At 69.4% G+C, this 19,143-nt stretch carries 14 protein-coding genes and 2 tRNA genes; 10 read left to right on the forward strand and 6 right to left on the reverse strand.

All coding sequences use genetic code 11. The annotated features are described in order from the left end of the window. The first annotated feature begins 49 nt into the window (after positions 1 to 49). Positions 50 to 2,539, forward strand: coding sequence for a pyrophosphatase (locus ABD893_RS05510; protein ID WP_345076568.1), 2,490 nt, complete (start codon positions 50 to 52; stop codon positions 2,537 to 2,539). 120 nt (positions 2,540 to 2,659) lie between these two features. Here ABD893_RS05510 and ABD893_RS05515 read toward each other — a convergent pair whose 3' ends face one another. Beyond that, entirely contained in the window at positions 2,660 to 3,247 is a 588-nt protein-coding gene (locus ABD893_RS05515; RefSeq protein WP_345076570.1) for a TetR/AcrR family transcriptional regulator, read from the reverse strand. A 94-nt stretch (positions 3,248 to 3,341) separates the two neighbouring features. After that, positions 3,342 to 3,415, reverse strand: a tRNA-Gly gene (locus ABD893_RS05520). Positions 3,416 to 3,714: 299 nt separating this feature from the next. Between ABD893_RS05520 and dcd the strand changes: the two genes are divergently transcribed. After that, complete coding sequence (dcd, locus tag ABD893_RS05525; RefSeq protein WP_345076572.1) at positions 3,715 to 4,308, forward strand: dCTP deaminase; 594 nt, start codon at positions 3,715 to 3,717, stop codon at positions 4,306 to 4,308. Beyond that, a complete protein-coding gene (locus ABD893_RS05530; RefSeq protein WP_345076574.1) occupies positions 4,305 to 5,156 on the forward strand; it encodes a hypothetical protein in 852 nt (283 codons plus the stop codon). Before dcd ends, ABD893_RS05530 begins: the two co-directional genes overlap by 4 nt. A gap of 55 nt (positions 5,157 to 5,211) precedes the next feature. On the opposite strand, the gene ABD893_RS05535 is transcribed toward ABD893_RS05530, so the two are convergent. Then, positions 5,212 to 6,564, reverse strand: a complete 1,353-nt coding sequence (locus ABD893_RS05535; protein WP_345076578.1) for an MFS transporter — start codon at positions 6,562 to 6,564, stop codon at positions 5,212 to 5,214. A 162-nt stretch (positions 6,565 to 6,726) separates the two neighbouring features. On the opposite strand from ABD893_RS05535, the gene ABD893_RS05540 reads away from it, so the two are divergent. Genes ABD893_RS05540 through ABD893_RS05565 form a run of 6 tightly spaced genes read left to right on the forward strand, consistent with a single transcriptional unit; the run spans position 6,727 to position 13,761 of the window. Next, positions 6,727 to 9,651 (forward strand): Na+/H+ antiporter subunit A, encoded by a 2,925-nt coding sequence (locus ABD893_RS05540; protein ID WP_345077735.1) that lies wholly within the window; start codon positions 6,727 to 6,729, stop codon positions 9,649 to 9,651. After that, positions 9,641 to 10,360 carry a Na(+)/H(+) antiporter subunit C gene (locus ABD893_RS05545; RefSeq protein WP_345076581.1) on the forward strand — a complete coding sequence of 240 codons (720 nt, stop codon included), beginning with the start codon at positions 9,641 to 9,643 and terminating at the stop codon, positions 10,358 to 10,360. The genes ABD893_RS05540 and ABD893_RS05545 overlap by 11 nt, the downstream gene beginning before the upstream one ends. Next, the gene (locus tag ABD893_RS05550) at positions 10,357 to 11,937 is read left to right on the forward strand and encodes a Na+/H+ antiporter subunit D (protein ID WP_345076584.1); all 1,581 of its coding nucleotides are present in this window, start codon (positions 10,357 to 10,359) and stop codon (positions 11,935 to 11,937) included. Before ABD893_RS05545 ends, ABD893_RS05550 begins: the two co-directional genes overlap by 4 nt. After that, positions 11,934 to 12,473, forward strand: a complete 540-nt coding sequence (locus ABD893_RS05555) for a Na+/H+ antiporter subunit E (protein WP_345076587.1) — start codon at positions 11,934 to 11,936, stop codon at positions 12,471 to 12,473. Before ABD893_RS05550 ends, ABD893_RS05555 begins: the two co-directional genes overlap by 4 nt. Next, the gene (locus ABD893_RS05560) at positions 12,470 to 13,177 is read left to right on the forward strand and encodes an MrpF/PhaF family protein (protein ID WP_345076590.1); all 708 of its coding nucleotides are present in this window, start codon (positions 12,470 to 12,472) and stop codon (positions 13,175 to 13,177) included. The genes ABD893_RS05555 and ABD893_RS05560 overlap by 4 nt, the downstream gene beginning before the upstream one ends. Further along, complete coding sequence (locus ABD893_RS05565) at positions 13,174 to 13,761, forward strand: cation:proton antiporter (protein WP_345076593.1); 588 nt, start codon at positions 13,174 to 13,176, stop codon at positions 13,759 to 13,761. The genes ABD893_RS05560 and ABD893_RS05565 overlap by 4 nt, the downstream gene beginning before the upstream one ends. Before the next feature lie 73 nt (positions 13,762 to 13,834). Here ABD893_RS05565 and ABD893_RS05570 read toward each other — a convergent pair whose 3' ends face one another. After that, entirely contained in the window at positions 13,835 to 15,508 is a 1,674-nt protein-coding gene (locus tag ABD893_RS05570; protein WP_345076596.1) for a formate--tetrahydrofolate ligase, read from the reverse strand. Positions 15,509 to 15,877: 369 nt separating this feature from the next. On the opposite strand from ABD893_RS05570, the gene ABD893_RS05575 reads away from it, so the two are divergent. Continuing rightward, complete coding sequence (locus ABD893_RS05575) at positions 15,878 to 17,974, forward strand: glycoside-pentoside-hexuronide (GPH):cation symporter (protein ID WP_345076599.1); 2,097 nt, start codon at positions 15,878 to 15,880, stop codon at positions 17,972 to 17,974. A 295-nt stretch (positions 17,975 to 18,269) separates the two neighbouring features. Here the strand turns inward: ABD893_RS05575 and ABD893_RS05580 are convergent, their stop codons facing one another. Both ABD893_RS05580 and ABD893_RS05585 read right to left on the reverse strand, forming a co-directional pair. Further along, positions 18,270 to 18,905, reverse strand: coding sequence for a maleylpyruvate isomerase family mycothiol-dependent enzyme (locus ABD893_RS05580; protein WP_345076602.1), 636 nt, complete (start codon positions 18,903 to 18,905; stop codon positions 18,270 to 18,272). Positions 18,906 to 19,002: 97 nt separating this feature from the next. Then, positions 19,003 to 19,078 (reverse strand) — tRNA-Phe (locus ABD893_RS05585). Positions 19,079 to 19,143: the final 65 nt, after the last annotated feature.

A 19,143-nucleotide genomic window follows, 5' to 3' on the forward strand; every position in this document is an offset into this window, starting at 1 on the left:
GTGCGTTGACCTGCTCGGCCTGCCGAGCCCCGTCGTCGGAAGCTCTCTCGTGGATCTGATCACGCAATTCCCTCTGGGCGACGATCTCGCCTGGACCCTCCTGGTGCTCGGCATGCTCGCCCTCGCCGCCCTCGTCGCGGGGGCCGTCATCCCCAGCCGCCTGCGCCGAGACGAGGACAACGACCAGGTCGATGACGGCCTCGGCCAGCGGCTCGGTGCGCAGCTGCTCTCCGCCGGCTCGCTGATGCTGTGGATCGGCCTGCCGGTCGCCGTCGTGCTCTACCTCGCCCCCGGCACCACCGATGATCGGATCCTTCGCTCCGCGCTGCTGCTGGTCGGTGTTGCCCTGGGTCCGCTCGCGGCCTGGCGCGGCATCGCCATCCAGCTGGCCGCCCTCGGCATCGCCGCCGAGCGCCGCGCAGCGATGATCTCCCGGCTGGGAGCGCTCGCGGTCACCGGTGCGCTGGCCGTCGCGATCGTCCCGATCGTCATCATCGTGTGGTTCCTGCAGACGACCGCCGGGCCCGCACTGATGGCGCTGGCGGCAGGCGCGGCGATCTCCGCCCTGGCGCTGCGGGTCTGCGGGGCACCCATCGAGGCGGCGGCCTCCGCCGCCGGACTCCTGGTAGGGACCGATGAGCACGAGCTGGATGCCGACGATCCCCAGAACCTCGGCGGTCCGCACCTGCGCAGCGCCCGCATGTTCCGTCGCGGTGGCGCGCTGAGCGCCGATCTGGTCGCCGTGGCCACGGCGGTCGCCGCGGTCGGGGTGCTGCTGGGCGTTCCCGTCTTCGCAGCTGAAGGCTTCATCGTGGTGCTGCTGGGCCTCGGGGTGGCGCTGCTGGCCGCTGCGGTCACCGCGGTGATGCCGCATGTCGGCAGCGCCGGCCATGAGCGCGGTGCGCTCCGGCTGGGCGGTCTGATCCCGTCGGTGCTCGGCGCCGCCGGTGCCGTCGCCGCCGCTGCGCTGTGGATCCCCTCGCTGTACAAGAACCTCCGCTTCGAGGACGTGGGTCTCGAGAACTTCACGGACCCCGCGATCACCGGCGGCACCCCGACCCCGCGAGAGCAGCTCGAGCCGCAGATCGAAGGTGCCCTGGCCGACATGGGCCAATGGATCACCAACACCGATGAGTCGCAGTACGCGAGCACCTTCCTGGATACCCTCGCGCTCTACTCGATCACTCCCAACGTGGTGGTCGCGATCGCCCTCGGCCTCGGCGCGCTCACCGCGCTCGGAGCGGTGGTGCTGCTGGGCGGCACCGGCCATCGACTCGGCGGGACCGTGCTGCGAGCCGCCCGTACCAGCCGCACCGGAGGGGCGCTCGGCCTCACCGCAGGGCTCGGCTCGACCGCACTCACCGCGGCAGGGGCCATGGCCCTGCTCGTCCTGATCGCCACGGTCATCGCTGTGCTCTCCGCCGGGGTGCCCGCCCTCGCACTCGCGCTCCTGGCCTACTCCGGAATCGGCGCCCTGATCGTGGTGGCGGGCCATGCTGGGTCGCTCCTGGCTTCGACGCTCACGGAAGGGCCGGAGGCCGCGGCCGGCCAGGCCAACGTCGGCGCCGGCGCTGCGACCGGCCCTCGCGCGGCGCTGCTGCTGGCCGGCGCCCTCACCGCACTGCCGGTGCTGGGCCCGCTGGGCAGCGCTCTGCAGCTCGCCCCCCGTGCCGCGAGCGTCTGGGAGGACCGTGCCCTGCACGCCGTCGGGCCCGGCTCCCTCACCGTGCTCGGCGGGGTGGGTCTGGGTGTGATCACTGTGCTGCTGGTGACTTCCTCGCTGCTCGACGGCGCCCGCCGCCTCGGCGCGAACGCCGTGGTCGAGACCCGCGCATCGATGCTCGAGGGTCGCACCCGGGCTGAGCTGGTCGAGGTGTCGGAGATGGTGCGCCGCGCCGCCGTGCCCTCCGTGGTGCTGGCCGTGCTGATGCCGGTCGTGGCCGGGTTCGGACTGGGCCCGGGCGCTCTGCCCGGCCTGGTGATCGGCGTGGTGCTCACCGCGACCGGCCTGGGTCTGTGGCTGCTGGGTTCTGCTTCGACCCTTGAGAACGCCGCGGCCGTGATCGGCTCCGGCCGCTACGGCGGGCGCGGCTCCTGGGGCCATTCCGGCGCGCTCAGCGGTACGGTGCTGACAGGCATCCTGCGTGCTGCCGTCGGCTCCGTCGCACTCCCGCTGGCGCTGACCACCTCGCTGCTGTCGGCGCTGAGCGTGAGCGCCGTGGTGGGGATGACCACCGACGGGACCAGTGCCTTCCTGCGCTGGGGCATCGCCGTGCTCGCTCTGATCATCATGCTGATCTGCTGGGTGGTGGCGGCGACGGCTCCCGAGGTCGACCTCGAGGATGGCGAGGGAGAGATCTCCCGGCCGCTGTTCGCCCGGGATGAGCAGACCGCGGACGAGGGCCTGGACGCGATGGACTGGGGGGTCGACGACGAGCAGGTCCCGGTATCCGCCCAGAAGCTGACCCGCAGCCAGCGCAAGCAGCGCCGCGTCGAGGCGAAGGCTGCGGACGAGTCCGCCGCAGAGGACGAGGACTGAGCTCCCCGCACTCGCACAGGGAAGCGCCCCGATCGTTCCGCAGCTGCGGAACGACCGGGGCGCTTCCTTCGTTCTGTCCTGCTCGGGCTTTCTGTCCTGCTCAGGGGTGCCGCGCTGACGTCAGTCGCCGGTGCCCTCGGCGACGCCCAGGCCGCGCAGGACGAAGCTCTCGAGCGCCGCGCGGGAGTAACGCTTGGCAGAGGATCCCACCAGCAGCCCGTTGATGATGCGCACCGTCGCATCCACGTCGAGATCAGGGGCGAAGTCACCGCCGGCCACGCCTTCGGTGACGATCGTGCGCAGCACGTCCTCGATCAGCACCACATGGTCGCGCATGCGGGCAGCCGTCTCCGGGGTGAGGCTCGCGCCGCCGGAGGTCTGCGGGACATGGAAGGACACGGTGAGGTCCAGCTGGGTGTGCACGTAGGCGATCGCGGCATCACGAGGGGTCGCGGAATCGCTCACCCCGGCGCGCAGCTGGGAGATGTAGTCCGTCGTCTCATGGATCGCGTACTCGACCAGGAGCGTCTCGCGGTCGGGGAAGTGGTTGTACATCGCTGTACGCCCCACTCCGGCCGCAGTGGCGATGCGGGAGAAGGTGACCGATTCGAACGACTGCGTCTCGAGCAGCTCGGCGAGGGCGGCGAAGATCTTCTCCCGCGTGCGCTCGCGATGCTCCTCGAGGGATCCTCCGATGATCTTGGGCATGCCGCATTCTTACACTTCCGTGAAGATCGACATAACCATGGAGATGCAGAACGCCGACCCGTGAGGGTCGGCGTCTGGGGAATGCCGTGAGGCGTGGAGCGGGTGACGGGAATCGAACCCGCGCTATCAGCTTGGGAAGCTGAAGTTCTACCATTGAACTACACCCGCGATATGCCGCCCGACCTGGCCTGCTGTCCCGGAGGACCGCCGCCGCTCGAGCAACGCGGATCAGCATACCCCTTTCCGGCGGCGCTGTGCCAACCGGCGCCTCACCCCCTCCGGGCGGGGCGCAGGGCCTCCTCCGGCGTCGACGGCTGTCGCTCCGCCGACGGGCACCACTTCGCCGCAGGCGACGCCGGGACTGTCGTGGGCGGCGCCGTGTGTGTCGCCGGCGACGCCGTGACTCCCGCGGCGCCGATGCTGGGACGCTGTGCCCTCGCCGGCGCGAGGGGACTAGTCTGGGCGCCGTGCTGCTGAGCGATCGCGATATTCGAGCCCAGATCGAGGCCGGGCGGGTACGCCTGGACCCCTTCGATGACGAGATGATCCAACCCGCCTCGGTGGATGTGCGGATCGACCGCTTCTTCCGCCTCTTCGACAACCACAAGCACGCGATGATCGATCCTGCGCTCGAGCAGGCCGATCTCACGCGCGAGGTGGCGGTCGATCCCGAGGAGGCGTACATGCTCCACCCGGGGGAGTTCGTGCTCGCCTCGACCTATGAGCAGATCACTCTGCCGGATGACGTCGCCGCTCGCCTCGAGGGAAAGAGCTCGCTGGGACGGCTGGGCCTGCTCACCCATTCAACGGCGGGCTTCATCGACCCCGGCTTCCAGGGCCACATCACCCTCGAGCTGTCGAACATGGCGACCCTGCCGGTAGCGCTCTGGCCGGGGATGAAGATCGGGCAGCTGTGCTTCTTCCAGCTCTCGAGCCCCTCCCAGCGCCCTTACGGCAGCGCCGGGAATCTGAACCGCTACCTGGGCCAGCGCGGCCCGACCCCGTCGCGCTCCGCGCAGAACTTCCATCGCACCCTGATCCCTGTCGAGGAGGAGCAGTGACCGCTTCGGTCCCCCCGTCGAGCCTCGGGCTCTCGTCGCCGAGCGGCGAGCAGAGCCGCACCCGGCATCGTCTGCAGCTGCCCCGCGAGACCGACCCCGGTGACGTGCTCACCATGGTGCGCAACGTGCTCCCCGACGCGGTCGAGGACGAGGACGGCGCGATCGAGCTCGAGGACCAGGTGCGCCTGGTGCCGGACCGCTCGCCGCGCGGCGCAGGGCGATGGGATCTGGAGACCCCGCGCGAGCGGGAGGTGCCGCTGCCCGAGGGGATGGGGGACTCCCACGGCTACGGCCGGGCCTTCCCCGAGGGGATGCCGTTCGGGGCGGAGCGCAGGGCGCTGGACCTCGCCTGGTCGCTGGGTCGGCGGCTCTACGGCGCGGTGGTGACCGACGGCGGTGTGCGGCTCGAGCCGCATCCCTTCCAGATCCGTGACCTGGGCGTGGTGAGCGCGCACGCGCTCGCACCGGAGTCCCTGGTGGAGCTGCTCACCCCGCTCGAGCCGGAGATCGCACTCGACGACGTCCCCGAGCATGTCGCCCGCTCCGGATACAGCGCCTCGATCCCGCTGCCGGCGGGGGAGGAGATCTCGGTCAGGGTGGGGCTCAGCTCTCGTCCTGCGGCCCTGTCCGCGCTGGACTGGCTCGATGACGCCGTGGAGTACCAGCTGGTGCACCTCACCGCAGACCCTGAGGAGGACGCGGTCGACGTCCCCTCGGCCGAGGTCGCCGAGCGGTGGCAGCACGCCTACCGGCGGATCGGTATGATCGCAGGACTCCTCATCGAGAGCGTCGGCGGCTACATCGTGGACCTCGAGGGGTTCCTGGTCGATCCCGCCGATCTCGGCTGAGGGCGACCCGAGCCGTCGGGCTCCGCCCCGCTTGTCGGGGCAGGAGCCCGCGACCTCAAGACGCGGCCGGGGCTCGCCCCGCAGCGCCGAGCCGGATCGGCACGAAGGCGATCAGCCCCACTGCCATCACCAGCACGATCCCCAGGATCCCGGTGCGGGTCTCGCCCGAGATCGCGACCGTCGCGGCGAAAGCGGCGGTGCCCAGGAAGCCCAGCGCACGACCGGTGGTGGCGTAGAGACCGAAGTTCTCCGTCTCCCGACCGGGCTGCGAGAGCCGGGTGAGCAGGTTCCTCGAGGCCGACTGCACGGGGCCGACGAACAGGCAGATCGCCAGGCCGGCGACCCAGAACACGAGGCTCGAGCTGAAGAACAGCACCACCAGGCCCAGCACGATCACCCCGAGGGAGCCGGCGATGATCACGGGGCGGGGGCCCACGCGGTCGTCCACGCGACCACCGAGGAACACCCCGACGCCGGCCACCAGGTTCGCGGCGATGCCGAAGATGATGATCTCCGTGAAGGAGAAGCCGTAGGCGTTCGCGGCCAGCACGCCGGCGATCGAGAAGACGGCTCCCAACCCGTCGCGATAGATGGCCGAGGCGACCAGGTACTGCAGCATGATCGGCTCCTCCTTGAAGGCGCGGATCACGCGGCGCACGATGTGCGCATAGCCCTGCCAGGGATTCCACTTCTCCCCCGGAGCGGAGGCGGGGTGCTTCGGGGCCCGCAGCATCAGCGGCATCGTGCCCACCAGGATCCACAGGGCGACGAACAGCGGGATCACCCGGTAGTTCCACCCGTTCTCGCCGGTGATCCCGAGCAGTCCGGTCCCGGGCATCACGAACAGCACCAGCACCATGCCCAGGCACACGATCGAGCCCCAGTAGCCCACCGCCCACGCGGTGCCGGAGATGCGGCCGCGATTGGCGGGGGTGGAGATCTCCGGCAGCACCGAGTTGACGAACACCCCGGCGAGTTCGCTGAACACCACGGCCAGCGCGATCAGGGCCGCGCCGAGCATCAGGTAGTCGGAGTCCAGGGCGACCAGGGGCATCAGGGCGACCACCACGACGGTGGCGAGGGTGGTGATGCGCAGCAGGGTGTTGCGCGCACCTCCGCGGTCGGCGAGGTTCCCCAGCAGCGGGGCGAGCAGCGCGACCGCCACCGCGCCGATCGACTGCCAGGTGGTCAGCACCTGGGAGCCGTGGGCCTGGGCAGCTTGGATGGCCTCCTCGCCCACCGCGCCTTCAGAGGCCACGGCGCTGGCGACATAGGTCGCGAACACGAAGGTGAGGATCACCGAGCTGAAGGCGGACATCCCTCCATCCCACAGGGAGAAGGAGACGACGGGCGGGCGCGCGAGGCGGGGAGCGGACACGTGCGCCCCCGAGTCCGAGATGGTGGCCATGCGCTCACTCTACGGAGCGGTGGGGGTGCCTGCGGCTCAGTCCGTGATCCGTACGGTGATCTGTGCGGGGCGAAGTCCCGGATTCAGGAATGGGGGAGCCGGCTCCCGTAGGATGTCATCGGCCCCTTTCCCCTCCACCGGTTGGAGACTTGCGTGTTCACGATGCTGCTCGCCCATTTGGTGGCGGCGCTCGTGGGACCCCTCTTGGTGCGATGGCTCGGCCGCAACGCCTTCTACCCGCTGGCCGTGGTGCCGGGCGCCTCGGCCCTCTGGCTCGCGACGATCGATCCCCGGGCCCTGGCGGACGCCCCGCTGGTGGAGTCGATCCCCTGGATCCCCGCCTTCGGCATCGACCTGGCCTTCCGGCTGGATCCGCTGAGCTGGGTGCTGGCGCTGATCGCCACCGGCATCGGCGCGATCGTGCTGCTCTACTGCGCGCGGTACTTCCAGGACACCGAACCCGGCCTCGGCCGCTTCGCCGGCGTGCTGACCGCCTTCGCGGGAGCGATGGTGGGCCTGGTGCTCGCGGACGACGTGATGGTGCTCTACACCTTCTGGGAGCTCACCACCGTCTTCTCCTATCTCCTGATCGGTCACTATCAGGACAAGCAGGCTTCGCGGCGTGCTGCTCTGAACGCCCTGATCTCGACCACCGCCGGTGGCCTGGCGATGCTGGTGGGCCTGCTGATGGTCGCCTCGCAGGCCGGGTCGATGCGGCTCTCGGTGATCGTCGGCGATCCGATGTGGGAGCAGGCCGGCCCGTATCTCGTCACCGCGATGGTGCTGATCCTGGCTGGAGCGACCAGCAAGTCGGCGCTGCTGCCCACACACTTCTGGCTCCCCGGCGCGATGGCCGCCCCCACTCCGGTCTCGGCGTACCTCCACGCTGCGGCGATGGTGAAGGCAGGGATCTACCTGATCCTGAGGATGGCCCCGGCGCTGACCCACCTCGAAGTGGTCACGATGATCCTGGCCGCCGTCGGTGCGGCGACCATGCTGGTGGGCGGCTGGCGCGCGCTGCGGCAGACGGATATCAAGCTGCTGCTCGCCTATGGCACCGTCTCCCAGCTGGGCTTCCTCGCCGCGGTGACCGGCCTGGCCACGCACGATGCCGTGCTCGCAGGACTCGCGATGCTGATCGCGCATGCGGTGTTCAAAGCGCCGCTGTTCATGGTCGTCGGCATCATCGACAAGAAATTCGGCACCCGTGACCTGCGCGTCCTGTCCGGAGTGGGCAAGGTGGCGCCGGTGGTCGCCGTGATCGGCACTGTTTCGGCCGCGTCGATGGCCGCGGTGCCGCCGCTGTACGGATTCGTGGCCAAGGAGTCGATCTACTCCGCGCTCTGGTATGTGGGCGGCTGGCAGCGGCTGCTGCTGATCTCCCTGATCGCCGGCTCGATCCTCACCGTCGCCTACTCCTGGCGGTTCGTCTGGGGCGCCTTCGGGCCCGCTCCGGGTGCGCCGCGGGTCCAGAAGCCTCAGATCCCGGTGCTCTACTGGCTGCCGCCCGCGCTGGTGGCGGTGTTCTCCGTGGCGCTCGCCGTCACCGCCGGCCCGCTGGAGGAGGTGCTGCGCACCTACTCCTCGGTGCTGCCCGAGACGGGACCAGGCGTGCACCTGGTGGTGATCCCGCATCTCGGCGTCCCGCTGCTCGCCTCCGTGGTGACTCTCGGCCTCGGTATCGGGCTGGCCCTGCTCGCCAAGCCGTTCGCGAAACTCCAGAAGCGGGTCTCCCCGCAGCGCTGGGCCGACGGCGGCCTGCTCGAAGCCTTCGACGCGGAGCGCGGCTTCCGTCGAATCCTGCGCGGCACCGACGCGCTGTCGATCGCGGCCACCGCGCTGTTCCAGCGAGGTTCCCTGCCCTACACCCTGGGCACGATGCTGGTGGTGCTGATCGCGCTGGTCGGGCCGGTCGCCGTGACCCAGGCGCCGCTGCCGGACAACCTGGTGCTCTTCCAGCATCCGCTCGAGCTGATCGTGCTGCCGGTGGCGGCCCTCGCGGCCGTCGGCGCCGCCCGCTCCCGTCGGCGTCTGCGCGCCGTCTTCCTGATCACGGTCACGGGCTACAGCGTCGCCCTGCTGTTCCTGGTCGCGGGCGCACCGGACGTCGCCACCACCCAGGTGCTGGTCGAGACCGCGATGACCGTGGTGCTGGTGCTGGTGCTCCGTCGCCTGCCGATCCACTTCTCCCGCCGGCCCCTGCGCATCGGTGCCTGGGGACGCTGGGGGATCGCGATCGCGACCGCGGTGGTGCTGTGCGGAGGCACCCTCTATGCCGCCGACGCCCGCTATCGCGAGGCGCTGGGACGGGGCCTGATCGAGCCCGCGTACACCATCGGCGGTGGCCACAACGTGGTCAACGTGACCCTGGTCGATGCCCGTGTCTGGGACACGATGGGTGAGATCTCCGTGCTGCTGGTGGTGGCGACCGGGGTGGCCTCGCTGATCTTCGTCACCCGCCGGGAACGGCCCATCTCCCGAGTCCGCGATCTGGATTCCAAGACCTCGATCTGGCCCCGACGGATGGACTCCGAGCTGCCGCAGAACGCGCTGGACTTCGATGCCCGCCCGGATGACGTCTCCGGCGGCAACCGCTGGCGGACCTGGCTCTCCGCAGGGCTGACCCTCGCGCCCGAGCGGCGCATGGTGATGCTCGAGGTGATCACTCGTCTCGCCTTCCCACTGATGATGATGTTCTCGGTGTACCTGCTGATGGCCGGGCACAACCTGCCTGGTGGCGGCTTCGCCGGCGGGCTGGTGGCCGGCCTCGCCCTGGCCCTGCGCTATATCGCGGGCGGCCGGTACGAGCTGAGCGAGGCGGCGCCGGTGCAGGCGGGCCTCGTGCTCGGCGCCGGGATGGCGATCGCGGTCCTGGCGGGGGTGCTCCCGATCCTCTTCGGCGGCACCGTCTTCGCCACCGCGACCCCGGTGGTGGACGTGCCGCTGCTCGGAGAGCTGCACTTCCCCAGCGCACTGATCTTCGACATCGGGGTCTACCTGGTGGTCATCGGTGTGATGCTCGACTTCCTGCGGTCCCTGGGATCGCAGATCGACCAGCAGCAGGAGGCCGAGATCGATGCCCGTTAGCCTCTCGTTGCTCCTGATCGCCGGGGTGCTCATCTCCTGCGGCGTCTATCTCATGCTCGAGCGCACCCTGTCGCGGATCATCCTGGGCTTCGTGCTGCTGGGCAATGGGGTGAACGTGCTGTTCATCATCGCCGCCGGGAAGCCCGGGCTGCCGCCCTTCGAGGGCAGCGGCGACCCTGCGGAGATGACCGATCCGCTGCCCTTCGCGATGGTGCTCACCGCGATCGTGATCTCGCTCGGCATCACCGCCTTCGGGATGGCCCTGGCCTACCGGGCCTGGCAGCTCTTCGGACATGACGAGGTCCCCGACGATGTCGAGGATCGGCGGGTGCTGCGTCGGCGCCGGCGCCGCACCGAGGAGTCCGAGCACCTGCCCTGGTCCCAGGCGCTCACCGAGGAGTCCCGGCGCGGTGCACTGGCACAGTCCCAAGGACTGCTCGCCCACCAGGACGAGGATCCGCTGGGCTCGGACCTCACCAGCGCCGAGGACGTGCCGCAGGATGCCACCGAGGCCGACGAAGGAGGTGCCCCGCGGCCCCCGAGGGCCGGCCGGCGCCGCACCGACAAGGGTGGGCAGCGACCCGGCGACCCGGCCCCTGGAGGGCCTGCCGCGGCTCCGCAGAGCACCGAGGACATGGGCCGCATTCCCGGCGCGGGCCCCGCCACCGACACCGACCGCGAACATACTGATGGACGGGGTGAGGCATGAGCATCGAACTCCTGCTCGCCCTGCCGGTGATGCTCCCCTTGGCGGGCGCGGCGTTCACCCTGCTGCTGCGTCACTACACCCGGATCCAGCTCTGGGTCGCGATCCTCACCCTGGCGGCGATCTTCATCGTCTCCCTGGTGCTGGGCTATTACGTCTCGCAGGAAGGCGTGCTGGTCCTGCAGATCGGCAACTGGACCCCGCAGCTGGGGATCGTGCTGGTCGCGGACCGTCTCACCGCGCTGATGCTGCTGGTCTCGAGCTTCGTCACCCTCGCAGTGCTGGTGTACTCGAGCGCGCAGACGGTCAGCGAGAACACCGAGCGGACACCGGTGGCGATCTACCACCCCACCTACCTCGCGCTGGTGGCCGGCGTGTCGATGGCCTTCCTCGCCGGAGACCTGTTCAACCTCTACGTCGGGTTCGAGGTGCTGCTGGCGGCGAGCTATGTGCTGCTCACCCTGGGCGGCTCCGCCAGCCGGGTGCGCGCCGCCACGACCTATGTGATCGTCTCCCTGCTGAGCTCGGTCATCTTCCTGGCCGCGATCGCCGCCGTGTACTCCGCGACCGGCACCGTCAACCTGGCCGAGCTCGCGGTGCGCCTGGATGGACTGGACCCCGGTATCCGGATGGTGCTGGAGCTGATGCTGCTGGTGGCCTTCGGGATCAAGGCCGCGATCTTCCCGCTCAGCGCGTGGCTGCCGGACTCCTATCCGACCGCCCCTGCCCCGGTCACCGCCGTGTTCGCGGGCCTGCTCACCAAGGTCGGCATCTATGCGATCCTGCGCCTGGAGACCCTGCTCTTCCCCGCCTCCCAGATCCAGAACCTGCTGCTGGCCGCGGCGGCGCTGAGCCTGCTGATCGGCATCTTCGGTGCCGTCGCACAGACGGACCTCAAGCGAGTGCTGTCCTTCACGCTGGTCTCCCATATGGGCTACATGCTGTTCGGCATCGGGATGAGCACGCAGCTGGGGATGGGGGCAACCATCTACTACGTCGCCCACCACATCACCGTGCAGTCCACGCTGTTCCTCGCGGCGGGCCTGATCGAGCACCGTGGCGGGACCACCAACCTGATCAAGCTCGGCGGGCTGCAGAAGCTCGCCCCGGTGATCGCGGTGCTCTTCTTCATCCCTGCCATGAACCTCGCGGGAATCCCGCCTTTCTCCGGCTTCATCGGCAAGGTGGGACTGATCGAGGCGGGTATCGAGTACAACCGCACCGCAGGCTGGATCCTCATCGTCATCAGCGTCCTGACCAGCCTGCTCACGCTGTATGCGATCGCGAAGATCTGGAACCGCGCCTTCTGGCAGGAGCCCAGCGCCGAGATCATCGCCCGTGATGTCCCCCTGCCCAAGGTGATGGGCGGGGCGACCGCTGCGATGATCGCCTTCTCCCTGGTGCTCACGGTGCTGGCCGGCCCGATCATGACCTACGCCGACAATGCGGCGAGCTCCATCCTCGAGCGCACCCCCTACGTGAGCGCCGTGCTCGGTGACGAGGCCGCCGCGGACCTGCAGTATCGGATCGATGATGCCGGGCAGCGACGCGATGGCGATGGCAAGGAGGTGGACGAATGATCCTCCGACGCCTCAAAGATCTTCGACATTCATGGATCTGGGCACTGGTCTCGGTGGCGCTGTGGTGCCTGCTGTGGGGCGGTGTGGATCTCAAGAACCTGCTGGGTGGCGCCGCGGTCGCCGTCCTCGTCTTCGTGCTGTTCCCGATGCCGCCGACGGGCCACGAGCTGACCCTGCGCCCGGTGCGCTTCCTCCTGTTCGCGGCACGCTTCCTCTACGACGTGGTGGTCTCCGCTGTTCAGGTCGGGTACCACTCGCTGCGCCCCGGACCCCAGCCGCCGAGCTCGGTGATCGCCGTGCGGATGGCCTCGCGCTCGGACTTCTTCCTGACCTTCACCGGCGTGCTGTGCACCCTGATCCCGGGATCCGTGGTGGTCGAGGCGCAGCGCGCCACCGGCATGCTGTTCCTGCACACCTTCAATGCGGGCACGCCCGAAGAGGTCGAGAAGGCACGGGCACAGGTCCGCGCCCAGGAGGAGCGGCTGCTGTGGGCCGTCGGCCGCCGCGAGGTCCTGGAGGAGGCGGGTCTGCGATGAGCACTTTCGAGATCCTGCTGGTCATCTTCGCCGCCATCCTCGCGGCCGCTGCGCTGGGTGTGGTCTACCGGATGGTGGTGGGGCCGACGATTCTGGATCGTGCGATCTCCAGCGACTCCCTGGTCACGCTCGTGGTGATGGGCATGGCCCTCTACGCCGCCCATTCCGAGGCGGCGTGGGCCGGGCCATCGATGCTGGCGCTCACGGGCCTTGCCTTCATCGGCACCGTCACCTTCGCACGCTTCGTGCCCCGCGAGAACCCGATGCAGGGCCGACGCCCGCACCATGCCGACGAACCGCATACGGACACCGGCCCCCATGAGGCGGTTCACCTCGATCCCTTCAGTTCCGAGGCCTGGGATCCGACCCCGAACGAGTCGCCTGGCCCGGACAACACCCTCCTCTCGGACGAGTCCCAGGACCCGCTGACGCTCGAGGCACCGCTCGAGGCACCGCTCGAGGATCCGCTCTCCCCGGGAGAGCCGCTCGAGGAGTCGGGCCGGCCGGACCGGCAGGGGCAGCAGGGCCAGGCGGATCAGCCGGGCCAGCAGAGTCAGCCGAGCGATCAGCGCGAGGACTCGCACCCGCCGGAGCCGTTCGACGACGGGGACGAGCAGGGGTTCGGTGCACAGCCGGGCTCGCGCGGCTTCGAGGATGAGCGCCGCCGCGCATCTCGCCATGGATCGACGGAGGAGCCCCGATGACGGCCATCGAGATCATCGCCGCCGTGCTGATCGCCGGCGGCGTGCTGCTGGGAGTGGTCTCCGCGATCGGGCTCAACCGCTTCGACGGCGTGCTGATGCGCATCCACGCGGCGTCCAAGCCGCAGGTGCTGGGGCTGATGCTGGTGTTCTCCGGTGCGGCGCTGTACGCGGGGTCCTGGTCCCTGGCCGCCTTCCTGCTGGTGGTGCTGCTGGCTCAGATGCTGACCGTGCCGGTTGCCAGCGTGATGGTGGGCCGCGCCGCCTTCCGTCGAGGCTTCGTGCGCGGTGGCGACTACGCGATCGATGAGCTCAGTCCTCGCCTGGCCGATTCCGACGATGACGACGATGACGAGGACGGCTTCATCGACGAGGAGGGCGATGACCATCGGGGGATGGCCGACGGCGACGTCGATCGCTTCCCCGAGAACGTGGTCACTGAGACCGTCGAGCCGCTCACAGATACCAACTGGGTGGACCCGGAGGAACGGGCAGCCGAGGTCGAGGACGAGGACATCATCGATATCGACCTCGACGACGAGACCGAGCTCGAGGCCGAGGAAGTCGCCGAACGCGACCACAGGTAGGGAAGCGCCGCCGCCCGGCCCGGCCCGCTCTCCGGCTCGTCGACCCGCCCGGCCCGGCCCGTGGGCCGCGAGCTCAGAACAGGCCGATCGACTCCCCGGCCTCGGTGACGCCCATCCGCAGCGCCGCCGGTTCCTTGGGGAGCCCGGGCATCGTCATGATCGCGCCGGTCATCGCGACCACGAAGCCGGCCCCGATCTTCGGCACCAGATCCCGCACATGCAGCACATGCCCGGTGGGGGCACCGAGCGCCTTGGGGTCGTCGGAGAACGAGTACTGGGTCTTCGCGACGCAGACGGGCAGGGTGTCCCAGCCGTTCCGCTTCAGCATCCGCAGCTGCGCCGGTGCACGGTCCTCGAAGACCACGTCGTCGGCCCCGTAGATCTCACGAGCCAGGGTGCGCAGCGACTCCTCGATCCCCGCGGCCGGGTCGTAGAGGTGGCGGAAGTCGGGGGCGTCCTCCTCGATCGCGGCGAGCACCTGCTCGGCGACCGCGAGGCCGCCCTCGCCGCCCTTCGCCCAGACCTCCGAGAGCGCGGCTCGGAATCCCTGTTCCTTCGCCCAGTCGAGCACCGCATCGAGCTCGGCCTCGGTGTCAGTGGGGAAGCGGTTCAGCGCGATGACCGGTTCGATCCCGAACTTGCGCATGTTCTGCACGTGGCGGGCGAGGTTCACGGTGCCGCCCAGGGCGGCGTCGATGTTCTCGGTCGCCAACTCATCCTTCGCGACCCCGCCGTGCATCTTCAGCGCGCGCACGGTCGCGACGACCACGCCAGCGTCGGGGGAGAGGCCGCCGAGCCGTGCCTTGATGTCCAGGAACTTCTCCGCGCCGAGGTCGGAGCCGAAGCCGGCCTCGGTGACGGTGATGTCCGCGAGGGACAGCGCCAGCTGGGTCGCGGCCAGCGAGTTGCAGCCGTGGGCGATATTCGCGAAGGGCCCGCCGTGCACGAGCGCCGGGGTCCCTCCGAGGGTCTGGACCAGGTTCGGCAGCAGAGCGTCCTTGAGCAGCATCGTCACCGCGCCGCCCACGCCCAGATCCGCGACGCTCACGGGCTTGCGGTCATAGGTGAAGCCCAGCACGATGCGGTCGATGCGGGCCTCGAGGTCATGCAGATCGGTGGACAGGCACAGCACGGCCATGATCTCCGAGGCGACGACGATGTCGAAGCCGTCCTCGCGGGGGACGCCCTGGGTCGGGCCACCCAGGCCGATCGTGATCTTCCGCAGGGCGCGGTCGTTGACGTCCACCACGCGCTTCCACTGGATACGGCGGGGATCGATGTTCAGGGCATTGCCCTGATGGAGGTGGTTGTCGACCAGGGCCGCGAGGGTGTTGTTCGCGATCTGGATCGCATGGAAGTCTCCGGTGAAGTGGAGGTTGATGTCCTCCATCGGGACCACCTGTGCGTGACCGCCGCCGGTGGCGCCGCCCTTGATCCCCATGATCGGTCCGAGCGCAGGTTCGCGCAGCGCGACCATCGTGCGGTGGCCCTGCAACGAGAAGGCGTCGGCCAGACCCACCGTGGTGGTCGACTTGCCCTCACCCGCCGGGGTGGGGGACATGGCCGAGACCAGGATGAGCTTCCCCGTGGTTCCCGTCGGCGTCATCTTGCGCACGTCGACCTTGGCTTTATAGGAGCCGTAGGGCACCAGCGCCTCGGCAGGCACTCCGGCCTTCTCTGCGATCTCGGTGATGGGCTGCAGGGTCGCCGCCTGAGCGATCGCAAGGTCCGGGTTCTCGGCTGACATCGTCGTCCTCCACTGGTTTCTCGAACGCCCGGGCACGGGGCCGGGCAGGTCTGAGGACCAGACTACGGTGGCGGGAGCGGGAAGGCTCGGGATCTTCGGACCTTCCCCAGAGCGGCATCGTGGGCGGGCACGGTCGTTCCGCGAACTCGTCGGCCAGCACCGTGTGATCGACTCCCCGCGGTGGAAACTGCTGGCAAGGGACGTCCTCCCCTCACTCACAGCGGCGAGGTATGACAGGCTCGACGAAACGACTGAGTTCACGGTCCCTCGGTGATGACCGCTCCCCGGCCTCCGCGCATTGCTGCGCGTCCAGCCCAGGGGGTGCGGCAAGCACCTGCCGGGACGAGGCATCTGAGAGAAGGCCCCCGCATGGCGAGCGCACCCGCTGCCGCACCGAGCACCACGGACATCCTGCCGCGCAGACGGGTCGTCGGCTACGCGATGGGCGACGTCGCCAACAACGTCGCCTTCCAGATGACCTCCCTGTTCCTCATGGTCTACATGACGGATATCGCCGGGGTCTCTGCAGGGATCGCCGGCGCCATCTACGGCGTCACCAAGGTCTGGGCCGGGGTGACCGACCTGTTCGCCGGCAACACCGTCGGCCGCAAGCAGACCAAGCACGGGCGTCTGCGCCCCTGGCTGATCTGGGTCAGCCCTTTCCTCGCGATCTCCCTGGTGGCGCTGTTCAGCACCCCGGCGTCGCTCGGCCCGATGGCGACCGTCGCTTGGATCCTGCTGTTCGACGCGGCCTTCCAGCTCTGCTACTCGTTCGTGAACATCCCCTACGGCTCACTGTCCGCGGCGATGACGGAGAACGCCACCGACCGCTCCCGCCTCGCGGGTGCCCGCTCCATCGGCGGCGCGGTCACCGGTGTGGTGCTCTCACTGGTGCTCTCCCCGCAGTTCGAGGACACGACGGTCGACGGCATTCGGATGACCTTCACACTCGCCACTCTCGCGCTCGCCGCCCTGGCACTGGTCTTCTACTGGGTCTGCTTCAAGAACACCGAGGAGGTCGTCCCGGCCAGCACGGGCACGGTCACCCTGCGCACCACCCTGGCGATGGTGCGGCAGAACAAGCCGTTGATCATCCTCTGCCTGGGCGCGATGTTCCTGCTCGCCGGCTCGTTCACCATGAACGCGGTGATGATGTACTACGCCCGCGACGTGGTGGGCGGCGCCGGATACTTCACGCTCCTGTACGTCTTCCAGACCGTCGGCACCATCGCGATCGCCTCGGTGATCCCGCGGGTCTCCGAGCGGTTCGGCAAGCGCACCGGCTACGTGGGGCTCGCGCTGTTCGCCGTGCTGGGCCTGGTCATCATCGGGCTCACGCCGACGGGGAACCTGCCGATCGCGATGTTCGCCTTCCTCATCTACGGCATCGGCTTCGGCGGGACCAACGCGCTGATGTTCTCGATGCAGGCTGACACCGTCGACTACGGCGAGTGGAAGACCGGCACCCGTGCCGAGGCCGGCAGCTACTCGATCCTCTCCTTCGTCCGAAAGACCGGTCAGGGCATCGGCGGCTTCCTCGGCGGCGCGATCATCGCCGCCTTCGGCTATGTCTCCGGCGCACCGGACCAGACCGACCAGGCAGTGCAGGGCATCAAGGTCGCCGCCGGTTGGGCGCCCGCAGTGCTGTGCCTGATCGCGGTGCTGCTGATGCTGGTGTATCCGCTGACCGCCAAGGAGCACTCCGGGATCGTTCAGGACCTCCACCGGCGGCGCGCGCGCAGCGCCCTCGGGGAGACCGCGCACGATGCGGCCGTGGTCCTCACGCCCCGCGGCGACCAGCTCATCGCTCGTCGCCCGGTGGTCACCCTCAACGAGATGTACGGTGCCGGCGCCGCCTATGTGGCCCCGCGTGTCGCCGAGAAGCTCGGGGTGCCGTACGCGGGCCTCGCGTTCAGCTCGGAGGACCTCGAACGGGCCTCCTCCTCGAACGCGAAGGTTCTCGCCGAGGACACCACCGGCAAGTCCCTGCGCTGGTTGCACTCCTTCTCCTGGCCGGGGATGGACGTCAACGTCGCCACCGAGTCCGGCGACGCGCAGGCGGGCACCAACATGGTCTCCAAGAACATTGATGAAGTCGTCGGCCTGGTGAAGGGCTTCGGCGGCGTGGTGCTGGGACGGGACGCGACCGCGATCCTCGACAACATGCGCGGCGCGGTCCACATCCGAATGATCGGAGAGGTCGAGGACCGGGTCGAACGTGCCGCGACGGACTACGGGATCTCCCGTGAGCTCGCCGAGCAGCGGCAGGTGCGCGAGGACCGCATGCGGCCGCGGATGTCTCGCCGGCTCATGCAGTGGGAGCCGACCGACGACGGCCGCTACCACCTGATCATCGACACCAGCCAGATGTCGCTCGACGAGGCCGTCGAAGAGATCGTCGCGGCCGTCGAAGCCGAACGGGAGATGGTCGATCTGGACCTGCCGGACGAGACCGAGGACGACTGAGCCGTCTCCGCCGTTCTCCTGGCGCGGACCGGGAGACGACCGAGGGACACGACGGTGGCGGGCAGGATGGTCGGGGACGGGCGATAGGGAGCACGCACTGCCTATATGTCCGGAGCGTGCTCCCTGGCGCCAGCTCGCGTCCAAGGCGCAGTGATCGACGTGGCTGCTCCTGACCTGATGCACCTGCGGCCCGGTACACGGAGCGTGATCTGGCGGCGCGCTCATGAGAGTGACACCTGTCCCGTGCCGCCTCCAGAGTTCACACATTGTCGTGAACGAGGGAACCCGGGATCGATTATGAGGACAGCAGCCGCTCCCGGAGCACCACGACGCCCTCGCCCTGCAGCGCGTCGAGCACGATGACCCGCCCTGCCATCGCCATGACGAGGTTCAGCAGCGTTCCCTGGACCACCGGCCCCTCTCCGAGGACCAGATCGTCATCGGTCGCTTCCAGGCGCAGGCCGCGCACCAGCGTGCTGCTGTTGACGGCGAAGTCCTTGCTCACGAAGAACTCGGCCACGACACGCACCGCTTCGGGGGACGGCACCAGCGGCAGGCAGAGCGGCCGAGCGATGTCCTGGCCATGCACGATGACCTCTCCGAGCATTCCTTCCAGTGCCCCGAACGGTGCCGCAGAGGAAGCTGCAGAGGTGCGGAAGGCTCCGAGGGTCCCGGCGGGGTCGGCTGCCTGGTGCCGGCGCAGCAGTCGTTGGTTGTGCTGGTCGGTGTCGAACCTCGTGGCCGCCATGTTCAGCAGCCAAGGGATGGTCGCCGTGCGGGCCGCGGCGGTGAGGTGCGTCAGAACGTCTTGCACAGTCCAGCCCGCGCAGAGCGAGGCGTGCGCCCAGTCCGCGTCGGGCACGTCCCGCAGTGCCTCGGCGAGAGCGAGACGCTCGGCGTGGAGGAGTGGGAGAACGTTGGGTCGGTGCACCAGGCTGACGGTATGGCGGCCTAGGTGCCGGGCACAAGACGAGCGGTCCGTACCCCCGAAATGACGAAGCCCCCTGGCGGACCAGGGGGCTTCGTGGTGGTGGCTCCGACCGGCGTCGATCCGGTGACCTTTCGATTTTCAGTCGAACGCTCTACCAACTGAGCTACAGAGCCGCGGCCGCCGAGACGACCAGGGAACAGAGTACCAGCTGGGAGGGGTCCTCACCTCACCAGATCTG

The organism is Brachybacterium paraconglomeratum (assembly GCF_039541415.1).
GTDB classification, from domain to species: domain Bacteria; phylum Actinomycetota; class Actinomycetes; order Actinomycetales; family Dermabacteraceae; genus Brachybacterium; species Brachybacterium paraconglomeratum_A.